The following is a 25,312-nucleotide window of genomic DNA, read 5'->3' as shown; positions in this document are numbered from 1 at the left end:
GCCCGCTGGAGCGGGGCGGGTGTCGCCTGTTACCATTCGCCGCTTGATTGTTTTGCTTTTCATTCTTTTCGAGACATGCCATGACCACCGTCCGCACTCGCATCGCGCCATCGCCTACCGGGGATCCCCACGTAGGTACCGCTTACATCGCATTGTTCAACTACTGCTTTGCCAAGCAGCATGGCGGTGAGTTCATCCTGCGGATCGAAGACACCGACCAGTTGCGTTCGACCCGCGAGTCCGAACAGCAGATCTTCGACGCCCTGCGCTGGTTGGGTATCGACTGGAGCGAAGGCCCGGACGTTGGCGGCCCGCACGGTCCATACCGTCAGAGCGAGCGTGGCGATATCTATCAGAAGTACTGCCAGCAACTGGTCGACATGGGCCATGCGTTCCCATGCTTCTGCACCGCTGAAGAACTCGATCAGATGCGCGCCGAGCAAATGGCTCGCGGCGAAACCCCACGCTATGACGGCCGCGCGCTGCTGCTGTCGAAAGAAGAAGTCGCGTCCCGCCTGGCGGCTGGCGAACCCCACGTGATCCGCATGAAAGTGCCGAGCGAAGGCGTTTGCGTCGTCCCGGACATGCTGCGTGGCGATGTCGAGATCCCGTGGGATCGCATGGACATGCAAGTGCTGATGAAGACCGACGGCCTGCCGACGTACTTCCTCGCCAACGTCGTCGACGATCACCTGATGGGCATCACTCACGTGCTGCGCGGCGAAGAGTGGCTGCCATCGGCGCCGAAACTGATTCTGCTGTACGAATACTTCGGCTGGGAACAACCAGAGCTGTGCTACATGCCGCTGCTGCGTAACCCGGACAAGAGCAAGCTGTCCAAGCGCAAGAACCCGACCTCGGTAACGTTCTACGAGCGCATGGGCTTCATGCCGGAAGCGATGCTCAACTACCTCGGTCGCATGGGCTGGTCGATGCCGGACGAGCGCGAAAAGTTCTCGCTGCAGGAAATGGTCGACAACTTCGATCTCAAGCGTGTGTCCCTTGGCGGGCCGATCTTCGACATCGAGAAGCTGTCGTGGCTCAACGGCCAGTGGCTGCGTGATCTGCCGGTGGAAGAGTTCGCCAGCCGTTTGCAGACCTGGGCGTTGAACCCGGAATACATGATGAAGATCGCGCCGTTGGTGCAGGGCCGCGTTGAAACCTTCAGCCAGGTTGCACCGCTGGGCGGGTTCTTCTTCGCCGGTGGCGTTAACCCGGATGCCAAGCTGTTCGAATCGAAGAAGCTCTCGGGTGATCAGGTTCGTCAGTTGATGCAGTTGATCCTGTGGAAGCTGGAAAGCCTGCGTCAGTGGGAGAAGGACAACATCACCGCGACGATTCAGGCAGTGGTCGAATCGCTGGAGTTGAAACTGCGCGATGCGATGCCGCTGATGTTTGCCGCGATCACCGGGCAGGCGAGTTCGGTGTCGGTGCTTGATGCAATGGAAATCATTGGCCCGGATCTGACCCGTTTCCGTCTGCGTCAGGCGATTGACCTGCTGGGCGGCGTGTCGAAGAAAGAAAACAAAGAGTGGGAAAAGCTGCTGGGCGCTATCGCTTAAGCATTTTTGTTCTCTGTGGGAGCTGCCGAAGGCTGCGATCTTTTGATCGTGCCTTCGGCGCTTCTCCCGAATTTACGGGGGGAGGGCGGTAAGTGATTGTTATGCCGACGAAAAACTTTGAAAAATTTCAAAAATAAGTTTGACAGACTTTCGATACGCCCTTAAGATTCGCCCCGTCCTCAGCGATGACATCAACGATGAGGGGCTATAGCTCAGCTGGGAGAGCGCCTGCATGGCATGCAGGAGGTCAACGGTTCGATCCCGTTTAGCTCCACCAATTTTACACTTCGAGGTCTGGCCACACCGGCCTTGAAGCGATCAACGCTCAGCGTTGATCAGTTGTATAGAAGGGTTTGCGTCCCCTTCGTCTAGTGGCCTAGGACACCGCCCTTTCACGGCGGTAACAGGGGTTCGAGTCCCCTAGGGGACGCCAGTTTTACAGAAGCGATGTTGCAAGATGTCGCTCCGCCGCGAGGCGAAAAATCCGGGGCTTTAGCTCAGCTGGGAGAGCGCCTGCATGGCATGCAGGAGGTCAGCGGTTCGATCCCGCTAAGCTCCACCAATTTTACACGTTCAAGGTCTGGCCACACCGGCCTTGAATCGATCAGATCTCAGCACTGATCAGTTGTATAGAAGGTTTGTGTCCCCTTCGTCTAGTGGCCTAGGACACCGCCCTTTCACGGCGGTAACAGGGGTTCGAGTCCCCTAGGGGACGCCACGATTACCCGCTCTGCGGGATTTTATAAGGGTCATTCAATTATTGAATGGCCCTTTTGTTTGTCTGGCGTTTGGCCAACTCTCCTTTTTCCTTACACTGTGCTTCAGACCAGCGGTCATATTCTTGACTTGCGGAATATTATTATGCGAATAATATTCTAGTCGTAATATTCGGAGGCAACGATGAACGATAAAAAAGCTCAAACCCGCGAACGCATCCTCAAGGCTGCCAGCGCCGCACTGATTCAGCGTGGCCCGGCGGATCCTAGCGTGGGCGAAGTGATGGGCGCAGCCGGCCTGACCGTCGGTGGCTTCTATGCGCACTTCGAAAGCAAGGACGCGATGATGCTCGAAGCGTTCAAGCAATTGCTCGGTCGCCGCCGCGACCTGATTGCCGACATGGATACCGAACTGACCGGCGAAGAGCGTCGTGCCCTGGTCGCTGCGTTCTACCTGTCGCGCAAACATCGTGATTCCAGTGACGCGGCGTGTCCGATTCCAGCGTCGATCGGCGAATTGGGCCGTTTGCCGGAATCGTTCCGCATCGCGCTCAACGAACACCTGGAATTGATGATTGCGCAGTTGGCGTCCAGCCCTGAGGACACCGACAAAGCCTTGGCTGATGTGGCCTTGATGGTGGGTGGTCTGGCCCTCGCAAGAGCGCTCGGCCCGGGAGATTTATCCGATCGATTGCTGCGCGCTGCCAAGTCGGCGGTGCGTTGACCTGAAGGCAACACGCCTGAGGAGAGAGCGATGAACACGTTGAAGTGGGTTCGTGGCGTTAATGGCACCTTGGGCTGGATTGCACCGCAACGGGTGGCGAGCAAAATGCGTCTGGCGTTCATGACGCCACGGTCGCTGCCACTGCGCGATTGGGAGCTGCCATTGCTGGCCAGTTCCGAACGAATCACTTTACGTTTCGGCCTCTCGGCGCTGCGCTGGGGTCAAGGCCCGACAGTGCTGCTGATGCACGGTTGGGAAGGGCGGCCCACTCAGTTCGCCGCACTGATTACCGCACTGGTCGACGCCGGTTATACCGTTGTCGCGCTCGATGGCCCGGCCCATGGGCGTTCGCCGGGGCGTGAAGCCAACGTGGTGTTGTTCGCCCGGGCGATGCTTGAAGCGGCTGCGGAGTTGCCACCGCTGCAAGCGGTGATCGGTCATTCCATGGGTGGCGCCAGCGCCATGCTTGCCGTGCAATTGGGTTTACGCACCGAAACTCTCGTCAGCATTGCCGCACCTGCACGCATTCTTGGCGTACTGCGTGGGTTCGCGCGCTACGTCGGCATGCCTCCCAAAGCGCGTTCCGCGTTCATCCGCCAAGTCGAACAAGACGTTGGTATGCGCGCCGCCACGCTCGACGTTGCCCACTATCAACTGGATATGCCCGGCCTGATCGTGCATGCCGAAGACGACAATTTCGTCTCGGTCAAAGAATCGCAACTGATCCATGAATCGTGGTTCGACAGTCGCCTGCTGCGCCTTGAAGGCGGCGGTCATCAGCGCGTGCTCGCTGACCCGCGTGTGGTTGATGGCGTGTTATCACTGCTGGCCGGCCGCAGTCTTCAGGCGCGCCAATCGGCCTGAGCTCCGTTACACTGCCCCGGTTGAATCATTGACCGGGAGTTGGGGCATGGGCTGGGATCGGGCAACGCCGTTTACCATTGATCTGCAAGTAGGCGCCGAGGACATCGACGGGCTGGGCCACGCGAACAACGCGGTCTACGTGACCTGGCTCGAGCGTTGTGCCTGGCGCCATTCGCAGCGTCTGGGCCTGGATCTGGTCGAATATCGGCGCCTGGATCGGGCGATGGCCGTGGTTCGTCACGAGATCGATTATCTGGCCGCCGCCTATGAGGGCGACGAGCTGCAATTGGCGACCTGGATCGTCGATTGGGATCAGCGCCTGAAAATGACCCGGCATTTCCAGCTCAAGCGCCCGAGTGACAACACCACGCTGTTGCGCGCGCAAACAACTTTCGTCTGTATCGAGCTGTCCACGGGCAAGCCCAAGCGCATGCCGGCCGAGTTTATCGAGGGCTACGGCCCGGCGATCCAGCTTCCCGAGTCGGCAAATATCTAAACTGTAGGAGTGAGCCTGCTCGCGAATGCAGTCTGTCAGTTGATATATGCATAACTGACCCACCGCTTTCGCGAGCAGGCTCGCTCCCACAAGGTTTCTGCGATTTCTTGCGATATCCAGTAAACTGCCGCACGTTTTTCTTCAAGTAGTGTTTTCCCATGCAAATTGCTCTGGCGCCCATGGAGGGGTTGGTCGACGACATCCTCCGCGACGTGCTGACCCGCGTTGGCGGCATCGACTGGTGCGTGACCGAATTCATTCGGGTCAACGACCAGTTGCTCACACCGGCCTATTTCCACAAGTTCGGCCCTGAGCTGCTCAACGGCGCGCGCACCGCGTCCGGTGTGCCATTGCGCGTGCAATTGCTCGGTTCCGACCCGGTGTGCCTGGCGGAAAACGCTGCGTTGGCCTGCGAACTCGGCTCCGAAGTCATCGACCTCAACTTCGGCTGCCCGGCCAAGACCGTGAACAAATCCCGTGGCGGCGCCGTGCTGCTGAAAGAACCTGAACTGCTCAATCAGATCGTCGAGCACGTGCGCCGCGCCGTGCCTGCGCATATTCCTGTGACCGCGAAAATGCGTCTGGGCTTCGACAGCCCCGACGGTTCGCTGGTTTGCGCGACGGCATTGGCCGAAGGTGGTGCCGAGCACATCGTGGTCCACGCCCGAACCAAAATGGACGGCTACAAACCGCCGGCCCATTGGGAGTGGATTCCGCGCGTGCAGGACGTGGTCAAAGTCCCGGTGTTCGCCAATGGCGATATCTGGAGCGTCGAAGACTGGCGCCGCTGCCGCGAAATCAGCGGCGTCGAAGACATCATGCTCGGTCGAGGTCTGGTGTCGCGCCCGGATCTGGCCAAACAGATTGCTGCCGCCCGCGCCGGTGAAGAAGTGGTCGAAATGAGCTGGGCCGAGCTGATGCCGCTGATCCAGGACTTCTGGCTGCAGGCCAAAGCGCAGATGACCGCACGCCAGTCGCCGGGCCGTTTGAAGCAATGGCTGGCCATGCTGACGCGTAATTATCCCGAGGCTGCCGAGCTGTTTACCGTCCTGCGCCGTGAAACCGAGCCGGATCACGTCTCGCGTTTGCTTGGTCTGCCGGTTGCCGAAGCGGCCTGAAAAAATCTGCAAATAATCTCTTGAAATCAAATCAGCGGTCCCTATCTAAGGGTTACGCGATGCCGAATTCGGGTCGCGGAGTCAAAAAACCTTGCTGATTGTTTTCAGGAGATTTGAACCATGAGTACTGCATTTTCCCTCGCGCCACTGTTCCGTTCCTCGGTGGGTTTCGACCGTTTCAACGACCTGTTCGAAACCGCCCTGCGCAATGAGCCAGGCAGCACCTATCCACCTTACAACGTGGAAAAACACGGTGATGACCAATACCGAATCGTCGTAGCTGCAGCCGGTTTCCAGGAAGAAGACCTGGAACTGCAAGTCGAGAAAGGTGTGCTGACCATCAGTGGCGGCAAGCGTGATGCCAACGAAGGCGTGACCTTCCTGCATCAGGGCATTGCCCAGCGTGCTTTCAAGCTGTCCTTCCGTCTGGCTGATCACATCGAGATCAAGGCGGCGGATCTGAAAAACGGTCTGCTGAGCATCGACCTGTTGCGCGTGATCCCGGAAGAGGCGAAAGCCAAACGCATCCCGATCAATGGGACGCAGAAGCCGGCGTTGCAGCACTGAGTCATGTGCCGCAACACAATCGTCTGAACAGACGATGAGCCGCTGAATGAAGGCCCCGATACGTCGGGGCCTTTTTTGTGCGCGCAAGAAAACCGTTGTTCGACTTTGCCGCTGGCGGCGGTTTCTCTACAATCCGCCGCAGTTTTGCCGACCTCATTCCTCAACGGTCGGCCTGGAGCCTTTTTTCATGGACGAGATTCAACAGCGCTGGCTGTGCGCCCTGTCTGCACCCATGGCGGCGATCAATATCGGTGCCAGCTACGACGACCCCGCGTTCTGCGACGATCGCTACATCGACCTGAAAGACAGCTGGGGTATCGATGACCGTGGGCAATTATTCGACATGCTCGAACGGATGACCGACGACGGCCATGCCAAACACCTCAGCGCGGCCTATCTGACGTGGCAGCGTTGTCTGCCGAGTGAATGGCAGGCCTTGCTGGACGATCTCTCTCCCCGTGAACGCATCCTGCACGAGTTTGCCAGTCGCACTTTTGGCAGTTGTGGGCCGGGCGGGATATTGTCCTGGGACTATGGGCGCATGGGTTTTCTCTTGCGCTGTGCGGTGCGCAATCAGTGGGTCGACCTGGACGAAAGCAACTGGCTGCACAGCCGTTTGGCCCTCAGAGCGCAATTTCACTACGGTAGCTGGATGGCTTACTTCGATGGTTTTGTCGTGGGCCGGACGTTTTGGTCCTGCCTGAGTGCCAGCGACAATGAACTGGCGCGCGAACTGGATCGACAAGGCGCCAACGCCCTTAACGTGCGGATTGCCCGTGGGCTTGCCGAGAACATTCCTCAGTTCCTTGCTGATTTGCCGTGGCATATGGAAATCGATTTGCCGCCACGTCCGGCATCGCTCAAGGAGTTCGACTGGTCATGAGTTGCTGGATCCGCTTGGGCATCGAGCCTACTAACGACGAAAACCTGATTCGCAATGCCTACCGCGCACGTTTGCCAGCGCATCACCCGGAGACCGATCCACAGGGGTTTCAGGCGTTGCGCATGGCCTACGAAAACGCCCTGCGACTGGCGCGTGAAGATGAGGAAGAGGAGCCCGAGCACGAGTACGAGTACGAGTCCCAAGCCTCAGAACAGACTGTCGTTGAGGTCCCTCCCGTGTTCGGGGATTTTTGCGAGTTGCTGGATGATCCCGCGCGCCGGTTCAATTTCGCCGCGTGGCAGGCCTTTATTCGAGGGCTGGATGAGCTGTCGCTGGACGTGCTCGATGAACTCAGCTGGCCGCTGTACCACCGGCTGGCCGACGCCGGTCCGTTGTCGTACCGCTGCGCGAATCTTTTGGCCAAGCGTATGGCCTGGGATCAACAGTTGCTGGATCTGGGCTTCGACGACGCGCATCAGGTGGGCTTCTTTCTCCAGCGAATCGAAACGCCGGACCCGTTCGATACGGATCTGATGTGCACATGGTCAGAGGCCGCCCAGACTGAATCGCTGTGGTACGCCCGCAGCCTTGATTTCATCTTCACCCAGCGCCCACTGCACGAGTTCGCCGACTTCGCCAGTCAGCACACCTGCCTGCCGTTGCCGGAGGATGCCGTGTTCCTCAAGCGTCTGCTGGTGCAGTTCACTCAGGCAGGTATCGGCGGGCCGACGTTTTTGCAGTGCTGTATCGAACAGCAGCTTGCTGCACCGGATGATGTCGACTGGCTTTACCTGTTGGCGTGCCAGAACAGTCTGCTAGGGCGGGACGATCAGGCATTGCCGTGCTGGATCAGGCTGTGGAACGACCATCGCCATCCGATGGCTGAAAGTCGTTTGCTGGAGCTGTGCGCCAAGCGTCAGCCGACTTTTCTGCCGCTGCTGATTCAGGCATTCGATCGCCTGCAGGGTATTTCTGCCTGGCCAGAGGATCTTGCCGATGACGGCCAAGTGTATGGCTGTCCGTCACAACATCCCGAGACGCTGAACCGCTGGCTGGGTGTCGGGCGGTTAAAGCTTGAGAGCCTTGCGCAAAGCTTTGTCGATTGGCGCATGAGCGGTGATGAACTGCCATTGCTCGCGCAACTGCTGGGCGAGAATGCCGACAGCCGATTGCTGCATCTGTACCGCCACGCCTGGGCGCTGCATCGCGGTGATTCGGCGTTGTTGCAGCAGATTGTGGATGCACCGCTGCCCATTGATGCCCTCGAAAGCCTGGTGATGAGCGGGTTCAAATATCAGGCTGCGCAACACTTGCGCTGGCTCAGCGAGGCACCGATAGCGTTGGCCATGAGTGCTTTCTGCGATGCGCATCCAAGTCCCCAGCCATTGCCGCAGGTGCTGACAAAAGGTGAGCCGCACAAGGTCTGTCGTTTGTGGTTGCGGCGCTTGCGGCCCTACAGCGACACGGCGTTGGAACGAATCGCCGAAGCGTTCAAGCTGGCTGCCGTCAAAGACGACTGTGACTTGTCCGAACTCGATTTGATTCTGCAGTTGAGCCGGCGCAGGATTCAGTTGCCGCCGGTCGGGCTGGGTGAGGCCACCTGGGAGTGGCACGCGCAGACCTTGTTCTTGCTGGCATTGCTGGAACAACCCGAACGCTGGCTGCAAATGATGGATGCGCAGTGCGTGGAGCGGCTGCCTTTCAATCCGGCCCATCCGTTGAGTCGCCTGCAACCTTTGTTGCGGCGCTTGCTGCGTGAGCAAGGCAGTTGCGCCGGATTGCTCGGATGGTTGCAAGGCAATGACCCGGTGCACGGTTTGTTGGTGCAGCAATTGTTCAGCGTACAGCAGGCACTCGACAGTGCCCGGTTGCCGGCCAATAGCCTGCTTTACACCTGCCTCGAAAGTGATCGTGCTGCCTGCGGCGACGATTTGCTGGGTTTGATGATGTTCTGGGGCGTGCTCTATCACGACCCGAGTCTGAGTGCCGAGCAGCATCGTGCATTGTTGCAATCGATCGCGGCGATCAGTTGTGAGGACGATTGGTTCGAAGGCTTTCGCGACGGCTTGATCAAGGGCGAACCGGTTTGGCCGCCGCGCAAAGTGCTGACCGATTTTGGCGTCGACAAACTGCTGGCGTATGAAGCGCTGGATGCGCTCAAGGGCTTGATTCGCTATGGCGCTGCCGGGGTGCCGAAAACGCGCGTCCTGCGCCAACTGCAACAGGGCAAGGACGATGTGCAAAACAGCGTCGGTCTGCGCCTGGCCCTGTGCGCGTTATTGTCCTGGTCGGAACGATTACTGCTGGCGAAAAGTGATGTCGAGCCGGTGCCGGCGAGAGCGATCTGGCGCCTGGGATCTCGGTTGGGGCGCAAGGCTTTTATCGCTCAGGTCTTGGCCTGCGTGGTGATTGCGCCGGTGGCAGGGCTGATCAGTGGCACTACGGGCGCTGGCATTCTTATCCTGATACTCGGAGTTCTGCTGGTATTTGGCGCGATTTTGCGTCGCTTGCACGATATGGGCCGGGGCATCCCGACATTGTTGATCTTCATGGCGCTGACTCCGATGTTGCCATTCCTGCCATTGGTGCTGTTCGGCTTTCCCGGTGACAAGCTGCCCAACCGCTATGGTGTGCCGCAGGACAGCGGTGATAGCGAGATGCTGTCCGGCGGCCTGCAGGCTGCTTTGCGGCGGCTCAACGGCTAGAGGCGCAGTTGATCCAGCGCCTTGTTCAGCTCTGTGCGATGGCTGGCGATCTCCGCTGATTGCTGGCCACCGAGCACCGTGGTGAAACTGTGCAGCCACTCGGCAATGTGCTCGCGTTGCGCGCCGAGGCTTTGCATCCATGCCCGCTCCAGACGGGCCAGCAATGTGCGGTTGGGCAGTGCATCGCGTGGATGGACTTTCAGCGTCGACAGCCGGTTATGGCTGTCGCGGCGTGCTTGCTCGTCCAGACCGGTGGGGCTGCGGTCGATGCTGTGACTGTGACGCTCGCCGGTTTCGAGCAGAGTGACGTCGACTTCGAGCAAACCGTTGATGTCATAGCTGAAGCGCACGTCCAGTTCCTGGATGTGTTGAGTAGGCGTCAACGTGACTTCGAAAGCATCAATCAGAATGTTGTCGCACACCCACGGCCGTTCACCCTGATAGACGGCGATGCGCAGCAGCGATTGCTTAGGCTGGGTGGTGTAATAGCGCTCCACCCTTGACGTCGGAATGATGGTGTTACGTTCGATGATGGGCGAGAAGGCACCTTTGATGTCTTCTCCACGCATGGTCGAAATCCCCAGCGTATACGGGCAGACATCCGTCAGGATCAACTCTTCAACCGCCCCGTCACGCGCCTTGCACGCCGCTTGCGTCGCCGCCCCCAGCGCAACAATGGTGTCCGGATCAAGATGCCGGTAAGGCAGGCGCCCGAACAACGTCGCGACCATCTGCTGCACCGCCGGCATGCGCGTGGCGCCGCCGACCAGCACCAGGCTGTCGAGGTCGCGGGGCTTGAGTCGGGCATCGCGCAGCGCTTGTTCGATCGGTGCACGCAAACGCGCCAGTAGCGGCTCCCAGATTTTTACCGCAGCCGCTTCATCCAGTGACCATTCGAAGGTCTTGTCGGCGTGGCGCCAACTCAGTTGTTGAGCGCCTTCGCCGAGTTTGCATTTGAGTTGTTCCAGCGCATCGCCGAGGCTGGCCATGCTTTGTGCATCGACCATTGCCGGGGTGATTTGCCAGTGTTTCAGGCAGGCCTGTAACAGTGCGGCGGTGAAATCTTCGCCGCCGAGAAAGTTGTCGCCGGTGGAGGCGTGCACTTCAATCAGCGGCAAAGCATATTCCAGCACCGTGACGTCGAAAGTGCCGCCGCCCAGGTCGAAGATCAGCGTGCGTTCAAATTTCTGTTCATGCAGCCCGTAAGCCATGGCGGCGGCTGTGGGTTCGTTGATCAGACGCGTCACCGAGAGCCCGGCCAGTTCGGCGGCAAACAGTGTGCGTTTGCGTTGTTCGTCGCTGAAATACGCCGGCACGGAAATCACCGCTTCCGACACGGTGTGGCCGAGAAAGGCTTCGGCGTCCTGTTTGAGTGAGCCGAGCACCAGCGCTGACAACTCTTCCGGACTGAAGTGACGTGCACCGAGCTGGACTTGTTTATCGCTGCCCATGAAACGCTTGAACGCTGCAGCGCTGCGATCCGGGTGCGTGGTCAGGCGGGCGCGGGCGGCTTTGCCGACCAGAATCGTGTCGTCTTCATCGAGGCTGACCACCGAGGGTGTCAGCACATCGCCCAGAGCGTTGGGAATCAGGCGGGCCTGACCGTCCTGCCAGGCGGCGATCAGGCTGTTGGTGGTGCCAAGGTCGATGCCCAGCAAGGCCGGGCGGGGGAGGGTTGCATCCTGCATGACAGATCTCGAAACGGCGCAAAAACGCGACCCTACAGGTTGCCGCAAACCGTGGCAATTGCGCGTCTGTTGCAAGCTGCGCAGTGGCGGACGTCAGGGCAGCAGCAGTTTCAGCGTCTCCAGCGCCACCGGTCGACTGTGCAGGTAGCCCTGATACAAGTGGCAGCCCAGACCTTGCAGGAACGCCAGTTGTTCGGGGGTTTCCACGCCCTCGGCAATCACTTCCAGCTCCAGGCTGCGCGCCATGGCAACAATCGCGCGAATGATCTCGGCATCGTTCGGATCGGTCGTTGCATCGCGGATAAACGACTGATCGATTTTCAGCGTGTCTACCGGCAGACGCTTGAGGTAAGTCAGCGACGAATAGCCAGTGCCGAAGTCATCCATCGCAAAGCTTACGCCGAGCTTTTTCAGGCGACGCATTTTGCTGATGGTGTCTTCCAGATTCTGGATGACGATGCCTTCGGTGATTTCCAGTTTCAGCAGCGAGCAAGGCAGGCCGTGGCTGGTCATGCTGTGCTCGATGCGCTCGACGAAGTCGTTCTGGCGGAACTGTCGCGGGCTGATGTTCACGCACAGGCTGAAATTCAGCGGGTCGACCAGTTTCAGTGCGATCAGTTGTTTGAACGCATTGCAGGCCTCATCAAGGATCCACGTGCCGACCTCGAGAATCAGCCCGCTGTCTTCCAGCACCTTGATGAACTCGGTGGGCGACTGCGCACCCAGCTCCGGGTGATTCCAGCGCACCAGCGCTTCGGCGCCGATGATGCGGTTGTCGCGGGCGTCGACCTGCGGCTGAAAGTGCACGTTGAATTCACCGCGCGACAACGCCAGGCGCAAGTCGGTTTCCATGCGCAGCCGTTCGCTGGCGGCCTTCTGCATGGTGTTGTGGTACATCTGCGTGGTGTTGCGCCCGGAATCCTTGGCCCGGTACAGCGCGATGTCGGCGCGTTTGAGCAGGTCGGTCGGCGTCGAGCCGTGATCGGGGATCAGTGCCACGCCAATGCTTGGCGTGACTTGCAGGCGCTGGCCGTCGAGGAACATCGGCTCCGAGAGCAATTCGCGCAGGGTGTCGGCCAGATTGCGCACTTGTGCGCTGACTTCGTTGCGCGAACCTTCGAGACCGCTGAGCAGCACGACAAACTCATCGCCACCGAGGCGCGCGACCGTGTCTTCCATGCGTACGCTGGCTTCGAGCCGCGCGGTGATGATCTTCAGCACGGTGTCGCCGACCGGGTGACCGAGGGAATCGTTGATGTGCTTGAAGTGATCGAGATCGAGAAACAGCAAGGCGCCGCGCAGGTTGTGGCGCTTGAGCAGGGCGATCTGCTGGCTCAGGCGATCCATCAGCAAGGCGCGGTTGGGCAGGTTGGTCAGCGGGTCGTGATAGGCCAGATGACGAATCTGCGCTTCGGCGTTTTTCAGCAGGCTGACGTCTCGGGCGGTCAGCAACAGGCACGCGGTTTCATTAAGGGTGATCGGCTCGACCGAAACCTCCACCGTCAGCAACTCGCCGCGCTTGTTGCGGCCGAGCATTTCCTGATGGTGCACGCGGCCCTTGATCTGCAATTCGGCGAGTAAGGCCGAGCGCTGTTTTTCCTCAGCCCAAATCCCGACCTGATAAACCGTTTTGCCCACCACTTCTTCAGCGCGATAACCGGTGAGCCGGCAGAAGCCGTCGTTGACCTCCAGATAACGCCCGGTATCGCGCTCAGTGATGGTGATGGCGTCGGGGCTGGAGTGAAACGCTTTGGCGAATTTCTCTTCGCTGGCTTTCAGCGCCGCTTCCGAGCGCTGCTGCTGGGTGATATCGCGCAGGGTGGTGACGATACACGGTTGATCGCCGACGCTGATCTGCCGGCTGGAAATTACACAGGTCAGCGATTGGCCATCCTTGTGCTGCACGATAATCGCAACATTGCTCAAACCCTGTTCGCGGATCACCCGTTCAATGCGTTGCAGGCTTTTTGCCGAGGCGTCCCACAGGCCGATTTCTTCAGCGGTGTGGCCGATCACATCGGCGGCGCTCCAGCCGAAGGTCTGGGTGAAGCTGGAGTTGATCTCGATGAACTCGCCGGTATCCTGACGAGTCACGCAGATCGGGTCGGGGCTGACCTGGAACAGCGTGGCGAATTTTTCTTCCGAGGCCACCAGCCGCTGTTCGCGCTCGACCTGATCGGTGATGTCGAGCAGCGTGCCGGCCATGCGCAGCGGGGCGCCATTATCGTCGCGATAGAGGCGCGCACGGCTTTCCAGATAGCGCGAGCTGCCGTCCGGCAGTTGCACGCGATAGGTCAGTTGATAATTGCCCGCCGGGCCTTCGCGCAGACTGCGGTAGGCGTCGCGCATGCTGTCGCGCTCTTCGCCGGGTACGCCTTCGAAAAACTCTTCGAACGATTCATGGAACGGTTTCGGCTCCAGCCCGTGCAATTGCGCGGCGCGGGCCGAGCCGTAGAGCATGCCGCTGGGAATGTGCCAGTCCCAGGTGCCGAGTTGTGCCGAGTCCAGCGCCAGATCGAGGCGTTCCTGGCTGTCCTTCAAGGCGTGCTCGGCAGCCTTGCGTTCGGTGGTGTCGAGGAAGGTGCTGAGCAGATAGGGCTGGCCTTCGAGTTCGACTTTCTGCGCACTGAGAATGCCGTCGTGGATCTGCCCGTTGCTGGCGCGAAACTGCACTTCCATGCTGATCAATTCGCCTTTGGCCTTGGTTTTCTTGACCAGTTCGGCGCGCTGCTCGGGGTGTACCCACAAGCCCAGTTCCAGGGTGGTGCGGCCAATGGCGCTCTGCACCGGCCAGCCGAACAGGCTTTCGAAGTACTGATTGGCCTCGCTGATCAGGCCGTCTTCTTGGCGGGTCAGCAGGACCATGTTCGGGCACAGGTGAAAAAGTGTCGCGAAACGTTTCTCCGAGCTGCTCAGCGCCTGTTCGCGTTGGCGCTGGTGGGTGATTTCACGAATCACCCCGATCATTCGGGGCCGGCCGTTTTTATCCGGCAACAGGCTGCCGCTGATCTCCAGCCAGTGCAGGCTGCCGTCCGGCCAGCGGATGCGGTGGTGCATCGCTTGTTCCAGCGGTGCGCCGGCAATCACCGCGTGGAAGGCGCGAACAGTCTTCGCCCGGTCCTCCGGCGGCAGTAAATCGAGGTATTCCAGATCTTCGGGCAGCGGTTGCCGAGGATCGAAGCCGAACAATGCCTGCGTACCACGCGACCAACTGATCTGCCCGCGCTCGATGTCCCAATACCAGGCGCCGAGCCGTGCGCCGTTGAGCGCCGCCAGCAATTGCGGCGCGCTCTCCCAGCTTTGCTCGGAATGACGCGGGTCAATCGCCTGAATACGCGGCATCGGCGGAATTCGGTCAACAGATTTCGGCATTGTGGACAGGCCTTGAGCTGATGGTGTCATTAGGCACAGGGGCGGCGGCTCTATAGGAGTAGCACAAGTTGGCCTCAAGTCCCTGGCAGATCGAGTTGTGCGTCCAGCAATGCCATAAAGGCTCTCGCCGCATTCGATAGCGTCCGTTCGGTGTGCAGGATATAGCCTAGCTGGCGAGTGAGCTGTATGCCCGGCAAAGCGATGCTCGCCACCTGATCATCGAGCATGGTGCGCGGCAAAACGCTCCAGGCCAGGCCAATCGAGACCATCATCTTGATGGTTTCCAGGTAGTTGGTGCTCATGGCGATGTTCGGCGTCAGACCCTGCGCCTCGAACAAGCGTTGGACAATATGGTGAGTAAAGGTGTTGCCGCCGGGGAAAACCGCCGGATGACCGGCAATGTCCGCCAGACTGACGGCGCCGTTATTGATCAGCGAATGCTCCGGGGCAACCACGAAATCCAGCGGGTCGTCCCAGACGGGCGTGGCTTTGACCAGTGCGTGCGGCTCCGGCGCCAGGGTGATGACCGCCAGTTCGGCGCGGCCATGGAGAATTTCCTCGTAGGCCACTTCCGAATCGAGGAACTGAATATCCAGCGCCACCTGTGGGTAGCGGCGGGTGAATTCCCTTAATAGCGGCGGCAAGCGGTGCAAACCGATGTGATGACTGGTGGCCAGGGTCAGGCGCCCGCTGACTTCACCGGTCAGGTTGGTCAGCGCGCGGCGGGTGTCATCCAGTACGTTGAGAATCTGATAAGCCCGTGGCAGCAGGGCGCGGCCAGCCTCGGTCAGGCCGACTTCACGGCCCAGTCGATCAAACAGACGCACCTTCAATTGCTGCTCCAGGCCAGCAATGCGTTTGCTGATCGCCGGCTGCGTCAGGTGCAAGCGTTCGCCGGCGCCGGAGAAGCTGCCGGTCTCGGCAATCGCGATAAAAGCGTTGAGGTTGGCCAGATCCATGTTCGTATTCCAGTTGGTTATCCAAAGCATAAAAAATATGAATTTGAGTTATTTAATCTAACCCCATAGGATCGGCCTCACAAGCCAAAGGGTTATTGATAAGCCCAGGGCATAGAAACAAGCTGATGAGGAACCGTCTGATGGCCGGCAAAACGCTCTACGACAAGCTCTGGGATTCGCATTTGGTCAAGCAGCGCGACGATGGCTCGGCGCTGATCTATATCGATCGTCACATCATCCACGAAGTGACTTCGCCGCAAGCCTTTGAAGGCCTGCGTCTGGCCGGGCGCAAGCCTTGGCGGATCGATGCCAACATCGCGACCCCGGACCACAACGTACCAACGACGCCAGAGCGCAAGGGCGGCATCGCAGCCATTGCCGATCAGGTCTCGCGTTTGCAGGTTCAGACCCTCGACGACAACTGCGACGAATACGGCATCGTCGAATTCAAGATGAACGACGTCCGCCAAGGCATCGTCCACGTCATCAGCCCGGAGCAGGGCGCGACCTTGCCGGGCATGACCGTGGTTTGCGGCGACTCGCACACCTCGACCCACGGCGCGTTCGGCGCTCTGGCTCACGGTATCGGCACTTCCGAGGTCGAGCACGTGCTCGCCACGCAGTGCCTGGTCGCCAAGAAAATGAAAAACATGCTGGTGCGCGTTGAAGGGCAATTGCCGTTCGGCGTGACCGCCAAGGACATCGTCCTTGCGGTAATCGGCAAGATCGGCACCGCCGGCGGTAACGGCCACGCCATCGAATTCGCTGGCAGCGCGATCCGCGACTTGTCCGTCGAAGGCCGCATGACCATCTGCAACATGTCTATTGAAGCCGGCGCCCGCGTTGGTTTGGTAGCGGCGGATCAGAAGACTGTCGACTACGTGAAGGGCCGTCCATTCGCTCCGAAAGGCGCGGAATGGGACATGGCCGTCGAAGCCTGGAAAGATCTGGTCTCCGATGACGACGCCAAGTTCGACACCGTGGTTGAACTCGACGCTGCGCAGATCAAACCGCAAGTCAGCTGGGGCACTTCGCCGGAAATGGTTTTGGCCGTTGATCAGAACGTGCCGGACCCGGCGAAAGAAATGGATCTGGTCAAACGCGACTCGATCGTCCGCGCCTTGAAATACATGGGTTTGACCGCCAATCAGGCGATCACCGACATTCAGCTCGATCGCGTATTCATCGGTTCCTGCACCAACTCGCGGATCGAAGACTTGCGCGCTGCGGCGGTGATCGCCAAGGGCCGCAAAGTCGCTTCGACCATCAAGCAAGCGATCGTGGTGCCGGGCTCGGGTCTGGTCAAGGCGCAAGCCGAAGCTGAAGGTCTGGACAAGATTTTCCTCGAAGCCGGTTTCGAATGGCGTGAGCCGGGTTGCTCGATGTGTCTGGCGATGAACCCGGACCGTTTGGAGTCCGGCGAACATTGCGCCTCGACTTCCAACCGTAACTTCGAAGGCCGTCAGGGCGCCGGTGGCCGTACCCACCTCGTCAGCCCGGCCATGGCTGCTGCGGCAGCGGTGAACGGTCGTTTCATCGACGTTCGTGAATTGATCTGAAGGAGCGCAGCATGAAAGCTTTTACCCAGCACACTGGTCTTGTCGCGCCTCTGGATCGTGCCAACGTCGACACCGACCAAATCATTCCGAAACAGTTTTTGAAGTCGATCAAGCGCACCGGTTTCGGTCCGAATCTGTTCGACGAGTGGCGTTACCTCGATGTCGGTCAGCCGTATCAGGACAACTCCAAGCGCCCACTGAACAAGGACTTCGTGCTCAACGCCGAGCGTTATCAAGGCGCCAGCGTCTTGCTCGCTCGCGAGAACTTCGGTTGTGGCTCCAGCCGTGAACACGCGCCATGGGCCCTGGAAGAATATGGTTTCCGCAGCATCATCGCGCCGAGCTACGCCGACATCTTCTTTAACAACAGCTTCAAGAACGGCTTGCTGCCGATCATCTTGAGCGACGCCGAAGTCGATGAATTGTTTAAGCAAGTTGAGGCGGAGCCGGGCTATCAATTGCAGGTCGATCTGCAAGCGCAGACCGTGACCCGCCCGGATGGCAAGGTGTACAGCTTTGAGATCGATGCGTTCCGCAAGCATTGCCTGTTGAACGGTCTGGACGATATCGGTTTGACCTTGCAGGACGGTGATGCGATTGCGACGTTTGAGGCCAAGCATCGTGTGAGCCAGCCGTGGTTGTTCCGCGACGCGTGATTGATTTGAGATTGATGTAGTCAGGGTCGGCCCCTTCGCGAGCAGGCTCGCTCCCACCTTGGAATGCATTTCAAATGTGGGAGCGAGCCTGCTCGCGAAGGCGGCAGCCCAAACAACACAAATATCAGGATGTGACCATGACCAGTACCGCCCAACACACCCAGGTCGTACAAAAGCAATTCGGTGAACAGGCCGCCGCCTACCTGAGCAGCGCCGTTCACGCTCAAGGCACCGAATTCGCCCTGCTACAAGCTGAGCTGGCCGGGCAGGGCGCGGCGCGGGTGCTGGATCTGGGTTGTGGCGCCGGTCACGTCAGTTTCCACGTCGCACCGCTGGTCAAGGAAGTGGTCGCCTACGACTTGTCGCAGCAGATGCTCGACGTGGTCGCCGCCGCTGCCGTTGATCGCGGTTTCACCAACATTGCCACGGTCAACGGCGCCGCCGAGCGTCTGCCGTTTGCCGATGGCGAGTTCGACTTCGTGTTCAGCCGTTATTCGGCGCATCACTGGAGCGATCTCGGTGTGGCTCTGCGCGAAGTGCGTCGGGTGCTGAAGCCCGGCGGTGTGGCGGCGTTCGTTGACGTGTTGTCACCGGGCAGTCCGTTGTTCGACACTTACCTGCAAAGCGTCGAAGTGCTGCGCGACACCAGCCATGTGCGCGATTATTCAGGCGCCGAATGGTTGCGTCAGGTCAGCGAAGCCGGTTTGCATGTGCGCAGTACCACCCGTCAGCGCCTGCGTCTGGAGTACACCAGCTGGGTTGAGCGCATGCGCACACCGGAAGTGATGCGCGCCGCGATCCGCCAGTTGCAGCAGTCGATGGGCCACGAAGTGCGCGAATATTTTGAGATTGATGCCGACGGCTCGTTCAGTACAGATGTGATTGTATTGATGGCTGAGCGATAAGAATTTTTCCGGGCGCGCCTCAGATGGCGCACCGACTGAAGACACGAGGAAAGCATGAGCAAGCAGATTCTGATTCTCCCAGGTGACGGTATTGGTCCGGAAATCATGGCCGAAGCGGTCAAGGTGCTGGAGCTGGCCAACGACAAGTACAGCCTGGGCTTCGAGCTGAGCCATGACGTGATCGGTGGCGCCGCCATCGACAAGCACGGCGTGCCGCTGGCCGACGAAACCCTCGAGCGTGCCCGTGCTGCTGACGCGGTATTGTTGGGCGCTGTCGGTGGCCCGAAATGGGACACCATCGAGCGTGACATCCGCCCTGAGCGCGGTCTGCTGAAAATCCGTGCGCAACTGGGCCTGTTCGGCAACCTGCGTCCGGCGATTCTGTACCCGCAACTGGCCGATGCTTCGAGCCTGAAGCCGGAAATCGTTGCCGGTCTGGACATCCTCATCGTCCGCGAACTGACTGGCGGCATCTACTTCGGCGCGCCACGCGGCACTCGTACTCTGGAAAACGGTGAGCGTCAGTCCTACGACACGCTGCCGTACAGTGAGAGCGAAATCCGCCGCATCGCCCGTGTCGGTTTCGATATGGCCATGGTTCGTGGCAAGAAGCTCTGCTCGGTGGACAAGGCCAACGTGCTGGCGTCCAGCCAACTGTGGCGTGAAGTGGTCGAGCAAGTGGCCAAGGATTACCCGCAAGTCGAACTGAGCCACATGTACGTCGACAACGCCGCCATGCAACTGGTGCGCGCGCCGAAGCAGTTCGACGTGATCGTCACCGACAATATGTTCGGCGACATTCTGTCCGACGAAGCGTCGATGCTCACCGGTTCCATCGGCATGCTGCCGTCGGCCTCGCTGGATTCCAACAACAAGGGCATGTACGAGCCTTGCCATGGTTCCGCTCCGGATATCGCAGGCAAAGGCATTGCCAACCCGTTGGCGACCATTCTGTCGGTGTCGATGATGCTGCGTTACAGCTTCAATCTGCATGACGCGGCCGATGCCATCGAGAAAGCCGTGAGCGTGGTGCTGGATCAAGGCTTGCGCACCGGTGACATCTATTCGGCTGGTTGCAGCAAAGTCGGTACGCAGGAAATGGGCGACGCAGTAGTCGCCGCGCTGCGGAATCTGTAATCTCTCGGGCCCGCTGCGAAATTCAATACAAAGCAGCGGCCCACTTTTCAAGAAGGTGTAGTTGCGATGAAACGTGTAGGTCTGATCGGTTGGCGCGGGATGGTCGGTTCCGTGCTCATGCAGCGGATGCTGGAAGAGCAGGATTTCGATCTAATCGAGCCGGTGTTTTTCACCACGTCCAACGTCGGTGGCCAAGGCCCGTCCGTGGGCAAGGACATTGCTCCGCTCAAGGATGCTTACAGCATTGACGAGCTGAAGACCCTCGACGTGATTCTGACCTGCCAGGGCGGCGACTATACCAGCGAAGTGTTCCCGAAGCTGCGCGAAGCCGGCTGGCAGGGTTACTGGATCGACGCGGCCTCGAGCCTGCGCATGAACGATGACGCGGTCATCATTCTCGATCCGGTCAACCGCAAGGTCATTGACCAGCAACTCGACGCGGGCACCAAGAACTACATCGGCGGCAACTGCACCGTCAGCCTGATGCTGATGGGTCTGGGCGGTCTGTTCGAAGCCGGTCTGGTCGAGTGGATGAGCGCCATGACCTATCAGGCGGCCTCCGGTGCCGGCGCGCAGAACATGCGTGAACTGATCAAGCAAATGGGCGCGACCCACGCCGCTGTCGCCGATCAACTGGCCGATCCGGCCAGCGCGATCCTCGACATCGACCGTCGCGTAGCGGATGCCATGCGCAGCGAAGCGTACCCGACCGAAAACTTCGGCGTACCGCTGGCCGGCAGCCTGATCCCGTGGATCGACAAGGAACTGCCGAACGGCCAGAGCCGCGAAGAGTGGAAAGCCCAGGCCGAGACCAACAAGATCCTCGGTCGCTTCAAGAGCCCGATCCCGGTCGACGGCATCTGCGTGCGCATCGGCGCCATGCGTTGCCACAGCCAGGCGCTGACCATCAAGCTGAACAAAGACGTACCGATCGCCGATATCGAAGGGCTGATCAGCCAGCACAACCCTTGGGTCAAGCTGGTACCGAACCAGCGCGAAATCAGCATGCAGGAGCTGAGCCCGACCAAGGTCACCGGCACCCTGAATGTTCCGGTCGGTCGTCTGCGCAAGCTGAACATGGGTTCGCAGTTCGTCGGTGCTTTCACCGTCGGCGACCAACTGCTGTGGGGCGCGGCCGAGCCGCTGCGTCGCATGCTGCGGATTTTGCTTGAGCGTTGATCGTTTGCAGCAATGAAAGAGCCCGTGCCTTGTGAGAGGTGCGGGTTTTTTTATGCCGATCGTTCCCACGCTCTGCGTGGGAATGCATCCCGGGACGCTCCGCGTCCCTTTACAAGCCGAACGCAGAGCGTCCGATGCGGCATTCCCACGCAGAGCGTGGGAACGATCCGGGTGGGCAGAAATTGCCTGTGCGCCAGTCACCCGGTAAAGTGCCGCTCCCCCCGTTTCGCCAGAGGCTCGCACCATGACCCAGACCCTAGATATTGCCGTGATCGGCGCCACCGGTACTGTCGGCGAAACCCTCGTACAGATTCTCGAAGAACGCGACTTACCGGTCGGTAATCTGCACCTGCTGGCGAGCAGCGAATCCGCCGGCAGCTCGGTGCTGTTCCGCAACAAGAACGTGCGCGTACGCGAAGTCGACGAGTTCGATTTCAGCAAGGTCAAACTGGTGTTTTTCGCCGCTGGCCCGGCTATCACCCTGAGCTACGCCGCCCGCGCACATGCCGCCGGTTGTTCGCTGATCGACCTGTCCGGCGCGCTGCCGGCCGATCAGGCGCCGCAAGTGGTGCCGGAAGCCAACGCCGAAGTACTCGCCGGTTTGAAAGCGCCGTTCCAGGTCAGCAGCCCGAGTCCGTCGGCCACCACCCTCGCCGTGGTATTGACGCCGTTGCTTGATCTGATCGACCTGCAATACGTCAATGTCAGCGCCAGTCTGGCGATGTCCGCCCAAGGTCGCGAAGCGGTGACTGAGCTGGCGCGTCAAACTGCCGAGCTGCTGAACATGCGTCCACTGGAACCAACGTTTTTTGATCGGCAAGTAGCCTTTAACCTGCTGGCCCAGGTCGGCACGCCTGACGCGCAGGGCCATACGCTGCTGGAAAAGCGCCTGGTGCGCGAGCTGCGTCAGGTGCTGGCACTGCCTTTATTAAAGATTTCCGCAACTTGCGTTCAAGCCCCGGTGTTTTTTGGCGATAGCTTTAGCGTGACCTTGCAGTCAACGCAGGCTGTCGACCTGGAAAAGGTCAACGCGGCACTCGAAGCAGCGCCGGGCATTGAGCTGGTCGAGGCCGGTGATTACCCGACTGCAGTCGGTGACGCGGTAGGGCAGGATGTTGTCTATGTCGGTCGCGTGCGCAACGGTGTCGACGACCCGGCGGAACTAAATCTGTGGCTGACGTCAGATAACGTACGCAAAGGCGCGGCCCTTAACGCTGTGCAGGTGGCTGAATTGTTGATAAAAGACCTGCTGTAAAAGATACTTGGCAACAATTTGTCGACTGATTCTAGGTGAGCGCTATGCTTGCCCAGATTGCTTGATAACGTGTCACCCTCCGGGACTTTCCGGGGCATCAAAGAAATGATCGCGCGCGACATCTGTCGTCGTCGCGCGCAATGCCTTACGGCAGCGGTATTCAACATCTTCTCGCTGGCCGAGGAACGTTCAAACAAAGGATGAGGCTATGGTTCAAGTTCGCAAACTGGTGTTAGCAATAGCGGCCGCCTCGGCGCTGTCCTCCGGTATGGCGCATGCCCTCGGGCTCGGGGAGCTGACCCTGAAGTCGACCCTGAACCAGCCGCTGGTGGCCGAGATCGAGCTGCTCGACGTCAAGGATCTCACCGCCGCCGAAGTGGTGCCGAGCCTGGCTTCACCTGAAGACTTCGCCAAGGCCGGCGTTGATCGCCAGGCCTTCCTCAATGACCTGACTTTCACTCCGGTGCTCAACGCCAGCGGCAAAAGCGTGCTGCGCGTGACCTCGAGCAAGCCGCTGTCGGAACCGATGGTGAAATTCCTCGTGCAGGTGATGTGGCCGAACGGTCGTCTGCTGCGCGATTACAGCGTGCTGCTGGACCCATCGAAGTTCTCGCCAGAGACCGCTGACGCCGCCGCGCAACCAACGCCGTCGCAGACCATCACCGCGCCGACCACGGGCGCCACGCACCCGACGCAATACACCACCACGCCGCGCGATACCCTGTGGGAAATCGCCGCGAAGGCGCGCAACGGTGGTTCGGTGCAGCAGACCATGCTGGCCATTCAAGCGTTGAACCCGGATGCGTTCATCGGTGGCAACATCAACCGCCTGAAAACCGGTCAGGTGTTGCGTCTGCCGGACGCAGTGCAAAGCACCGCGTTGCCACAGTCCAAGGCGATTGCCGAAGTCGCGGCGCAGAACGAGGCCTGGCGTCAGGGGCGTCGTTATGTGGCCAAACCGGGCACCGGCCAGCAGCAGCTCGATGCGACCAGTCGTGGTCGCGGCAACGCCGGTGCAGGGCAAAATGCGCAAGACAATCTGAGCCTGGTCTCCGCCGAAAGCGCCAAGGCGCGCGGCAAAGGCCCGGCGGGTGATGCGAAGGCCTTGAGCAACAAGCTCGCGGTCACCCAGGAAAGCCTCGACACGACCCGTCGTGACAACGAGGAACTGAAAAGCCGCGTGTCCGATCTGCAAAGCCAGATGGACAAGCTGCAAAAGCTGATCGAATTGAAGAACAACCAGCTGGCGAAGCTGCAGGCTGAAGGGGCGGGCGCTGCGCCAGCTGCCAATCCTGCTGCTCCTGCGGTTCCGGCAATCACTGCTGAACTGGCTGCCACGCCGCCGGCGACCCCGGCAGAAGCGGCACCGACGCCAGAGTCGGCGATTGCACCTCCGGCTGAAACACCGGTTGAACCTGTTGTAGCGCCGAAACCGCCTGTCGATGAAGAGAAAACCTTCAACGATCTGCTGACCAACCCGATTCTGCTGGGTCTGATCGGTGGTGGCGCAGTCGTTCTGCTGCTCCTGCTGTTGCTGCTGGCGCGTCGTCGCAAAGCTCAGCAGGAAGCCGAGAAGCATCTGCGCATGGCCCGTGCCCTGTCTGAGGAGCAAGAGTTCTCCGCTGAGCAGGATCTGCCGGAAAGCAGTTTCGAAGGTCTGGAAACGCCGGCCGCTAGCGTCAAACTCAACACCCCGGCACCGGCACCGGCACCGGCACCGGCACCTGCTCCGGCGCCAGTGGTGGCTCCGGTAGTTGCTCCGATCGTGATGGCTGAACCGATTGCTGCGCCGCTGGTGGCGCCGGCCGCCGAGCGTTCGGATGACGTACTCGACAAGGCGCAGTCGCACATCAACGCCGGTCGTTTGAATCAGGCTGCCGCGTTGCTGGAGGAGGGCGTCAGCCTGGAGCCGCAGCGCAGCGATCTGCGTCTGAAACTGATGGAAGTCTACGGTCAGCAGGGCGACCGCGATGCGTTCGTCGGCCAGGAACGTCAGTTGGTGGCCAATGGCGACAACTTCGCCAAGGTCGAAGAGCTGAAGAGCCGCTTCCCGGCCATGGCCGTCGTGGCTGCCGCTGGTCTGGCCGCAGCCGCCGTGGCTGCTGAGCTGGACGCGCAATACGTCAAGGATCTGCTGCTGGATGAGCCTGAAGCGCCTGCGCCAGCTGCTGTTGAAGATGATCTGGACAGTGCGTTTGACCTGAGCCTGGACGATCTCGACAACATCACGCCGGTTGAGCCTGCGCCTGTGGTTGAGCCCGAAGCGCCGGTCGAGCTGGACGAGTTCCCGTCCGACGACGACCTGAGCTTCGAATCGGTGCTGCAACAGCAGACCGACATCAAAGAGAATCTGGACGATCTGTCGGACTTCGATCTCGATCTGGACCTCGGTGCCGAGCCGGCGCCAGCGGTTGATCTGGCGGACGATGACTTCCTCCTCGATCTGGACGAAGGCGTGAAGGATCTGGCGCCGGTCGAGCCGACGGTCGAGCCGCCGGTCGTGGCTGATGTGCCACAGGATGATCTGGAGCTGCCGGCCGATTTCGATCTGTCGCTGGCCGACGAAATGGACAGTAATCCGGCGGCGGAACCTGATGCGTTCGCTGCCGAGCTGGACGACGTCAACGCCGAGCTGGATCGTCTGTCGCAAAGCATTGCCGAGCCGACCTTCACCGAAGCCGATGCGGCAATCGGCGGTGATCTGGGCGAAGACGATTTCGACTTCCTCGCTGGCACCGATGAAGCGGCGACCAAACTCGATCTGGCTCAGGCCTATATCGACATGGGCGACAGCGACGGTGCGCGCGACATCCTCAACGAAGTGTTGACCGAGGGTGACGAGAAGCAGCGGGGCGAGGCCAAGGACATGCTGTCGAGCCTGTAGTAATTCCAGCAGTAAACGAAAACGGCAGCCCGGTGAGGCTGCCGTTTTTGTTTGTTCCGGATTCATTGGTGCCTGATCCACCG

The 25,312-nt window shown here is 60.1% G+C and carries 18 protein-coding genes and 4 tRNA genes; 19 read left to right on the top strand and 3 right to left on the bottom strand.

The genetic code is table 11. The features are described from left to right. Nucleotides 1–80 precede the first annotated feature (80 nt). From gltX to L8H52_RS20530, 12 genes are all read left to right on the top strand, one after another. Nucleotides 81–1,562 (top strand): glutamate--tRNA ligase, encoded by a 1,482-nt coding sequence (gltX, locus tag L8H52_RS20585; RefSeq protein ID WP_242208497.1) that lies wholly within the window; start codon nt 81–83, stop codon nt 1,560–1,562. 201 nt (nt 1,563–1,763) lie between these two features. Beyond that, nucleotides 1,764–1,839, top strand: a tRNA-Ala gene (locus tag L8H52_RS20580). Nucleotides 1,840–1,919: 80 nt separating this feature from the next. Further along, a tRNA-Glu gene (locus tag L8H52_RS20575) sits at nt 1,920–1,995 on the top strand. 53 nt (nt 1,996–2,048) lie between these two features. After that, a tRNA-Ala gene (locus L8H52_RS20570) sits at nt 2,049–2,124 on the top strand. Nucleotides 2,125–2,204: 80 nt separating this feature from the next. After that, a tRNA-Glu gene (locus tag L8H52_RS20565) sits at nt 2,205–2,280 on the top strand. A 182-nt stretch (nt 2,281–2,462) separates the two neighbouring features. Beyond that, complete coding sequence (locus L8H52_RS20560) at nt 2,463–3,002, top strand: TetR/AcrR family transcriptional regulator (RefSeq protein WP_077571915.1); 540 nt, start codon at nt 2,463–2,465, stop codon at nt 3,000–3,002. Nucleotides 3,003–3,032: 30 nt separating this feature from the next. Then, nucleotides 3,033–3,866: an alpha/beta fold hydrolase gene (locus L8H52_RS20555; RefSeq protein WP_242208496.1), complete on the top strand. Its 834-nt coding sequence runs from the start codon at nt 3,033–3,035 to the stop codon at nt 3,864–3,866. Between the two features lie 46 nt (nt 3,867–3,912). Beyond that, the gene (locus L8H52_RS20550) at nt 3,913–4,362 is read left to right on the top strand and encodes a thioesterase family protein (protein ID WP_242208495.1); all 450 of its coding nucleotides are present in this window, start codon (nt 3,913–3,915) and stop codon (nt 4,360–4,362) included. Between the two features lie 158 nt (nt 4,363–4,520). Then, entirely contained in the window at nt 4,521–5,480 is a 960-nt protein-coding gene (locus L8H52_RS20545; protein ID WP_095123107.1) for a tRNA-dihydrouridine synthase, read from the top strand. 120 nt (nt 5,481–5,600) lie between these two features. Continuing rightward, nucleotides 5,601–6,047, top strand: a complete 447-nt coding sequence (locus L8H52_RS20540) for an Hsp20 family protein (protein ID WP_122609043.1) — start codon at nt 5,601–5,603, stop codon at nt 6,045–6,047. Nucleotides 6,048–6,234: 187 nt separating this feature from the next. Beyond that, nucleotides 6,235–6,930: a DUF1266 domain-containing protein gene (locus tag L8H52_RS20535; protein ID WP_242208494.1), complete on the top strand. Its 696-nt coding sequence runs from the start codon at nt 6,235–6,237 to the stop codon at nt 6,928–6,930. After that, entirely contained in the window at nt 6,927–9,635 is a 2,709-nt protein-coding gene (locus L8H52_RS20530) for a DUF805 domain-containing protein (RefSeq protein ID WP_242208493.1), read from the top strand. The genes L8H52_RS20535 and L8H52_RS20530 overlap by 4 nt, the downstream gene beginning before the upstream one ends. Here L8H52_RS20530 and L8H52_RS20525 read toward each other — a convergent pair. The 3 genes from L8H52_RS20525 to L8H52_RS20515 all read right to left on the bottom strand — a co-directional run bounded on the left by L8H52_RS20525 (nt 9,632) and on the right by L8H52_RS20515 (nt 15,654). Beyond that, nucleotides 9,632–11,323 carry a molecular chaperone HscC gene (locus L8H52_RS20525; protein WP_242208492.1) on the bottom strand — a complete coding sequence of 564 codons (1,692 nt, stop codon included), beginning with the start codon at nt 11,321–11,323 and terminating at the stop codon, nt 9,632–9,634. The genes L8H52_RS20530 and L8H52_RS20525 overlap by 4 nt on opposite strands. A 93-nt stretch (nt 11,324–11,416) precedes the next feature. Continuing rightward, nucleotides 11,417–14,695 (bottom strand): PAS domain S-box protein, encoded by a 3,279-nt coding sequence (locus L8H52_RS20520; protein ID WP_242208491.1) that lies wholly within the window; start codon nt 14,693–14,695, stop codon nt 11,417–11,419. 74 nt (nt 14,696–14,769) lie between these two features. Continuing rightward, complete coding sequence (locus L8H52_RS20515; RefSeq protein WP_242208490.1) at nt 14,770–15,654, bottom strand: LysR family transcriptional regulator; 885 nt, start codon at nt 15,652–15,654, stop codon at nt 14,770–14,772. A 140-nt stretch (nt 15,655–15,794) separates the two neighbouring features. Here L8H52_RS20515 and leuC point away from each other — a divergent pair, with 140 nt between their 5' ends. The 7 genes from leuC to L8H52_RS20480 all read left to right on the top strand — a co-directional run bounded on the left by leuC (nt 15,795) and on the right by L8H52_RS20480 (nt 25,229). Next, nucleotides 15,795–17,213, top strand: coding sequence for a 3-isopropylmalate dehydratase large subunit (gene leuC, locus L8H52_RS20510; protein WP_242208489.1), 1,419 nt, complete (start codon nt 15,795–15,797; stop codon nt 17,211–17,213). Nucleotides 17,214–17,224: 11 nt separating this feature from the next. Further along, a complete protein-coding gene (leuD, locus tag L8H52_RS20505; protein WP_007913445.1) occupies nt 17,225–17,869 on the top strand; it encodes a 3-isopropylmalate dehydratase small subunit in 645 nt (214 codons plus the stop codon). Nucleotides 17,870–18,006: 137 nt separating this feature from the next. Next, complete coding sequence (locus tag L8H52_RS20500; RefSeq protein WP_242208488.1) at nt 18,007–18,774, top strand: class I SAM-dependent methyltransferase; 768 nt, start codon at nt 18,007–18,009, stop codon at nt 18,772–18,774. 54 nt (nt 18,775–18,828) lie between these two features. Continuing rightward, a complete protein-coding gene (leuB, locus tag L8H52_RS20495) occupies nt 18,829–19,911 on the top strand; it encodes a 3-isopropylmalate dehydrogenase (protein WP_242208487.1) in 1,083 nt (360 codons plus the stop codon). A gap of 66 nt (nt 19,912–19,977) precedes the next feature. Further along, nucleotides 19,978–21,090: an aspartate-semialdehyde dehydrogenase gene (gene asd / locus L8H52_RS20490; RefSeq protein WP_007913448.1), complete on the top strand. Its 1,113-nt coding sequence runs from the start codon at nt 19,978–19,980 to the stop codon at nt 21,088–21,090. Between the two features lie 244 nt (nt 21,091–21,334). Next, nucleotides 21,335–22,345 (top strand): aspartate-semialdehyde dehydrogenase, encoded by a 1,011-nt coding sequence (locus tag L8H52_RS20485; protein ID WP_242208486.1) that lies wholly within the window; start codon nt 21,335–21,337, stop codon nt 22,343–22,345. A 208-nt stretch (nt 22,346–22,553) separates the two neighbouring features. Then, nucleotides 22,554–25,229 carry a FimV/HubP family polar landmark protein gene (locus tag L8H52_RS20480; protein WP_242208485.1) on the top strand — a complete coding sequence of 892 codons (2,676 nt, stop codon included), beginning with the start codon at nt 22,554–22,556 and terminating at the stop codon, nt 25,227–25,229. Nucleotides 25,230–25,312: the final 83 nt, after the last annotated feature.

Source organism: Pseudomonas sp. CROZ-RG-20F-R04-15 (assembly GCF_022662375.1).
In the GTDB taxonomy this organism is placed as follows: Bacteria; Pseudomonadota; Gammaproteobacteria; order Pseudomonadales; family Pseudomonadaceae; genus Aquipseudomonas.
Note: the sequence above shows the minus strand (reverse complement) of the source record. Positions and strands in the feature narration are given on the sequence as shown.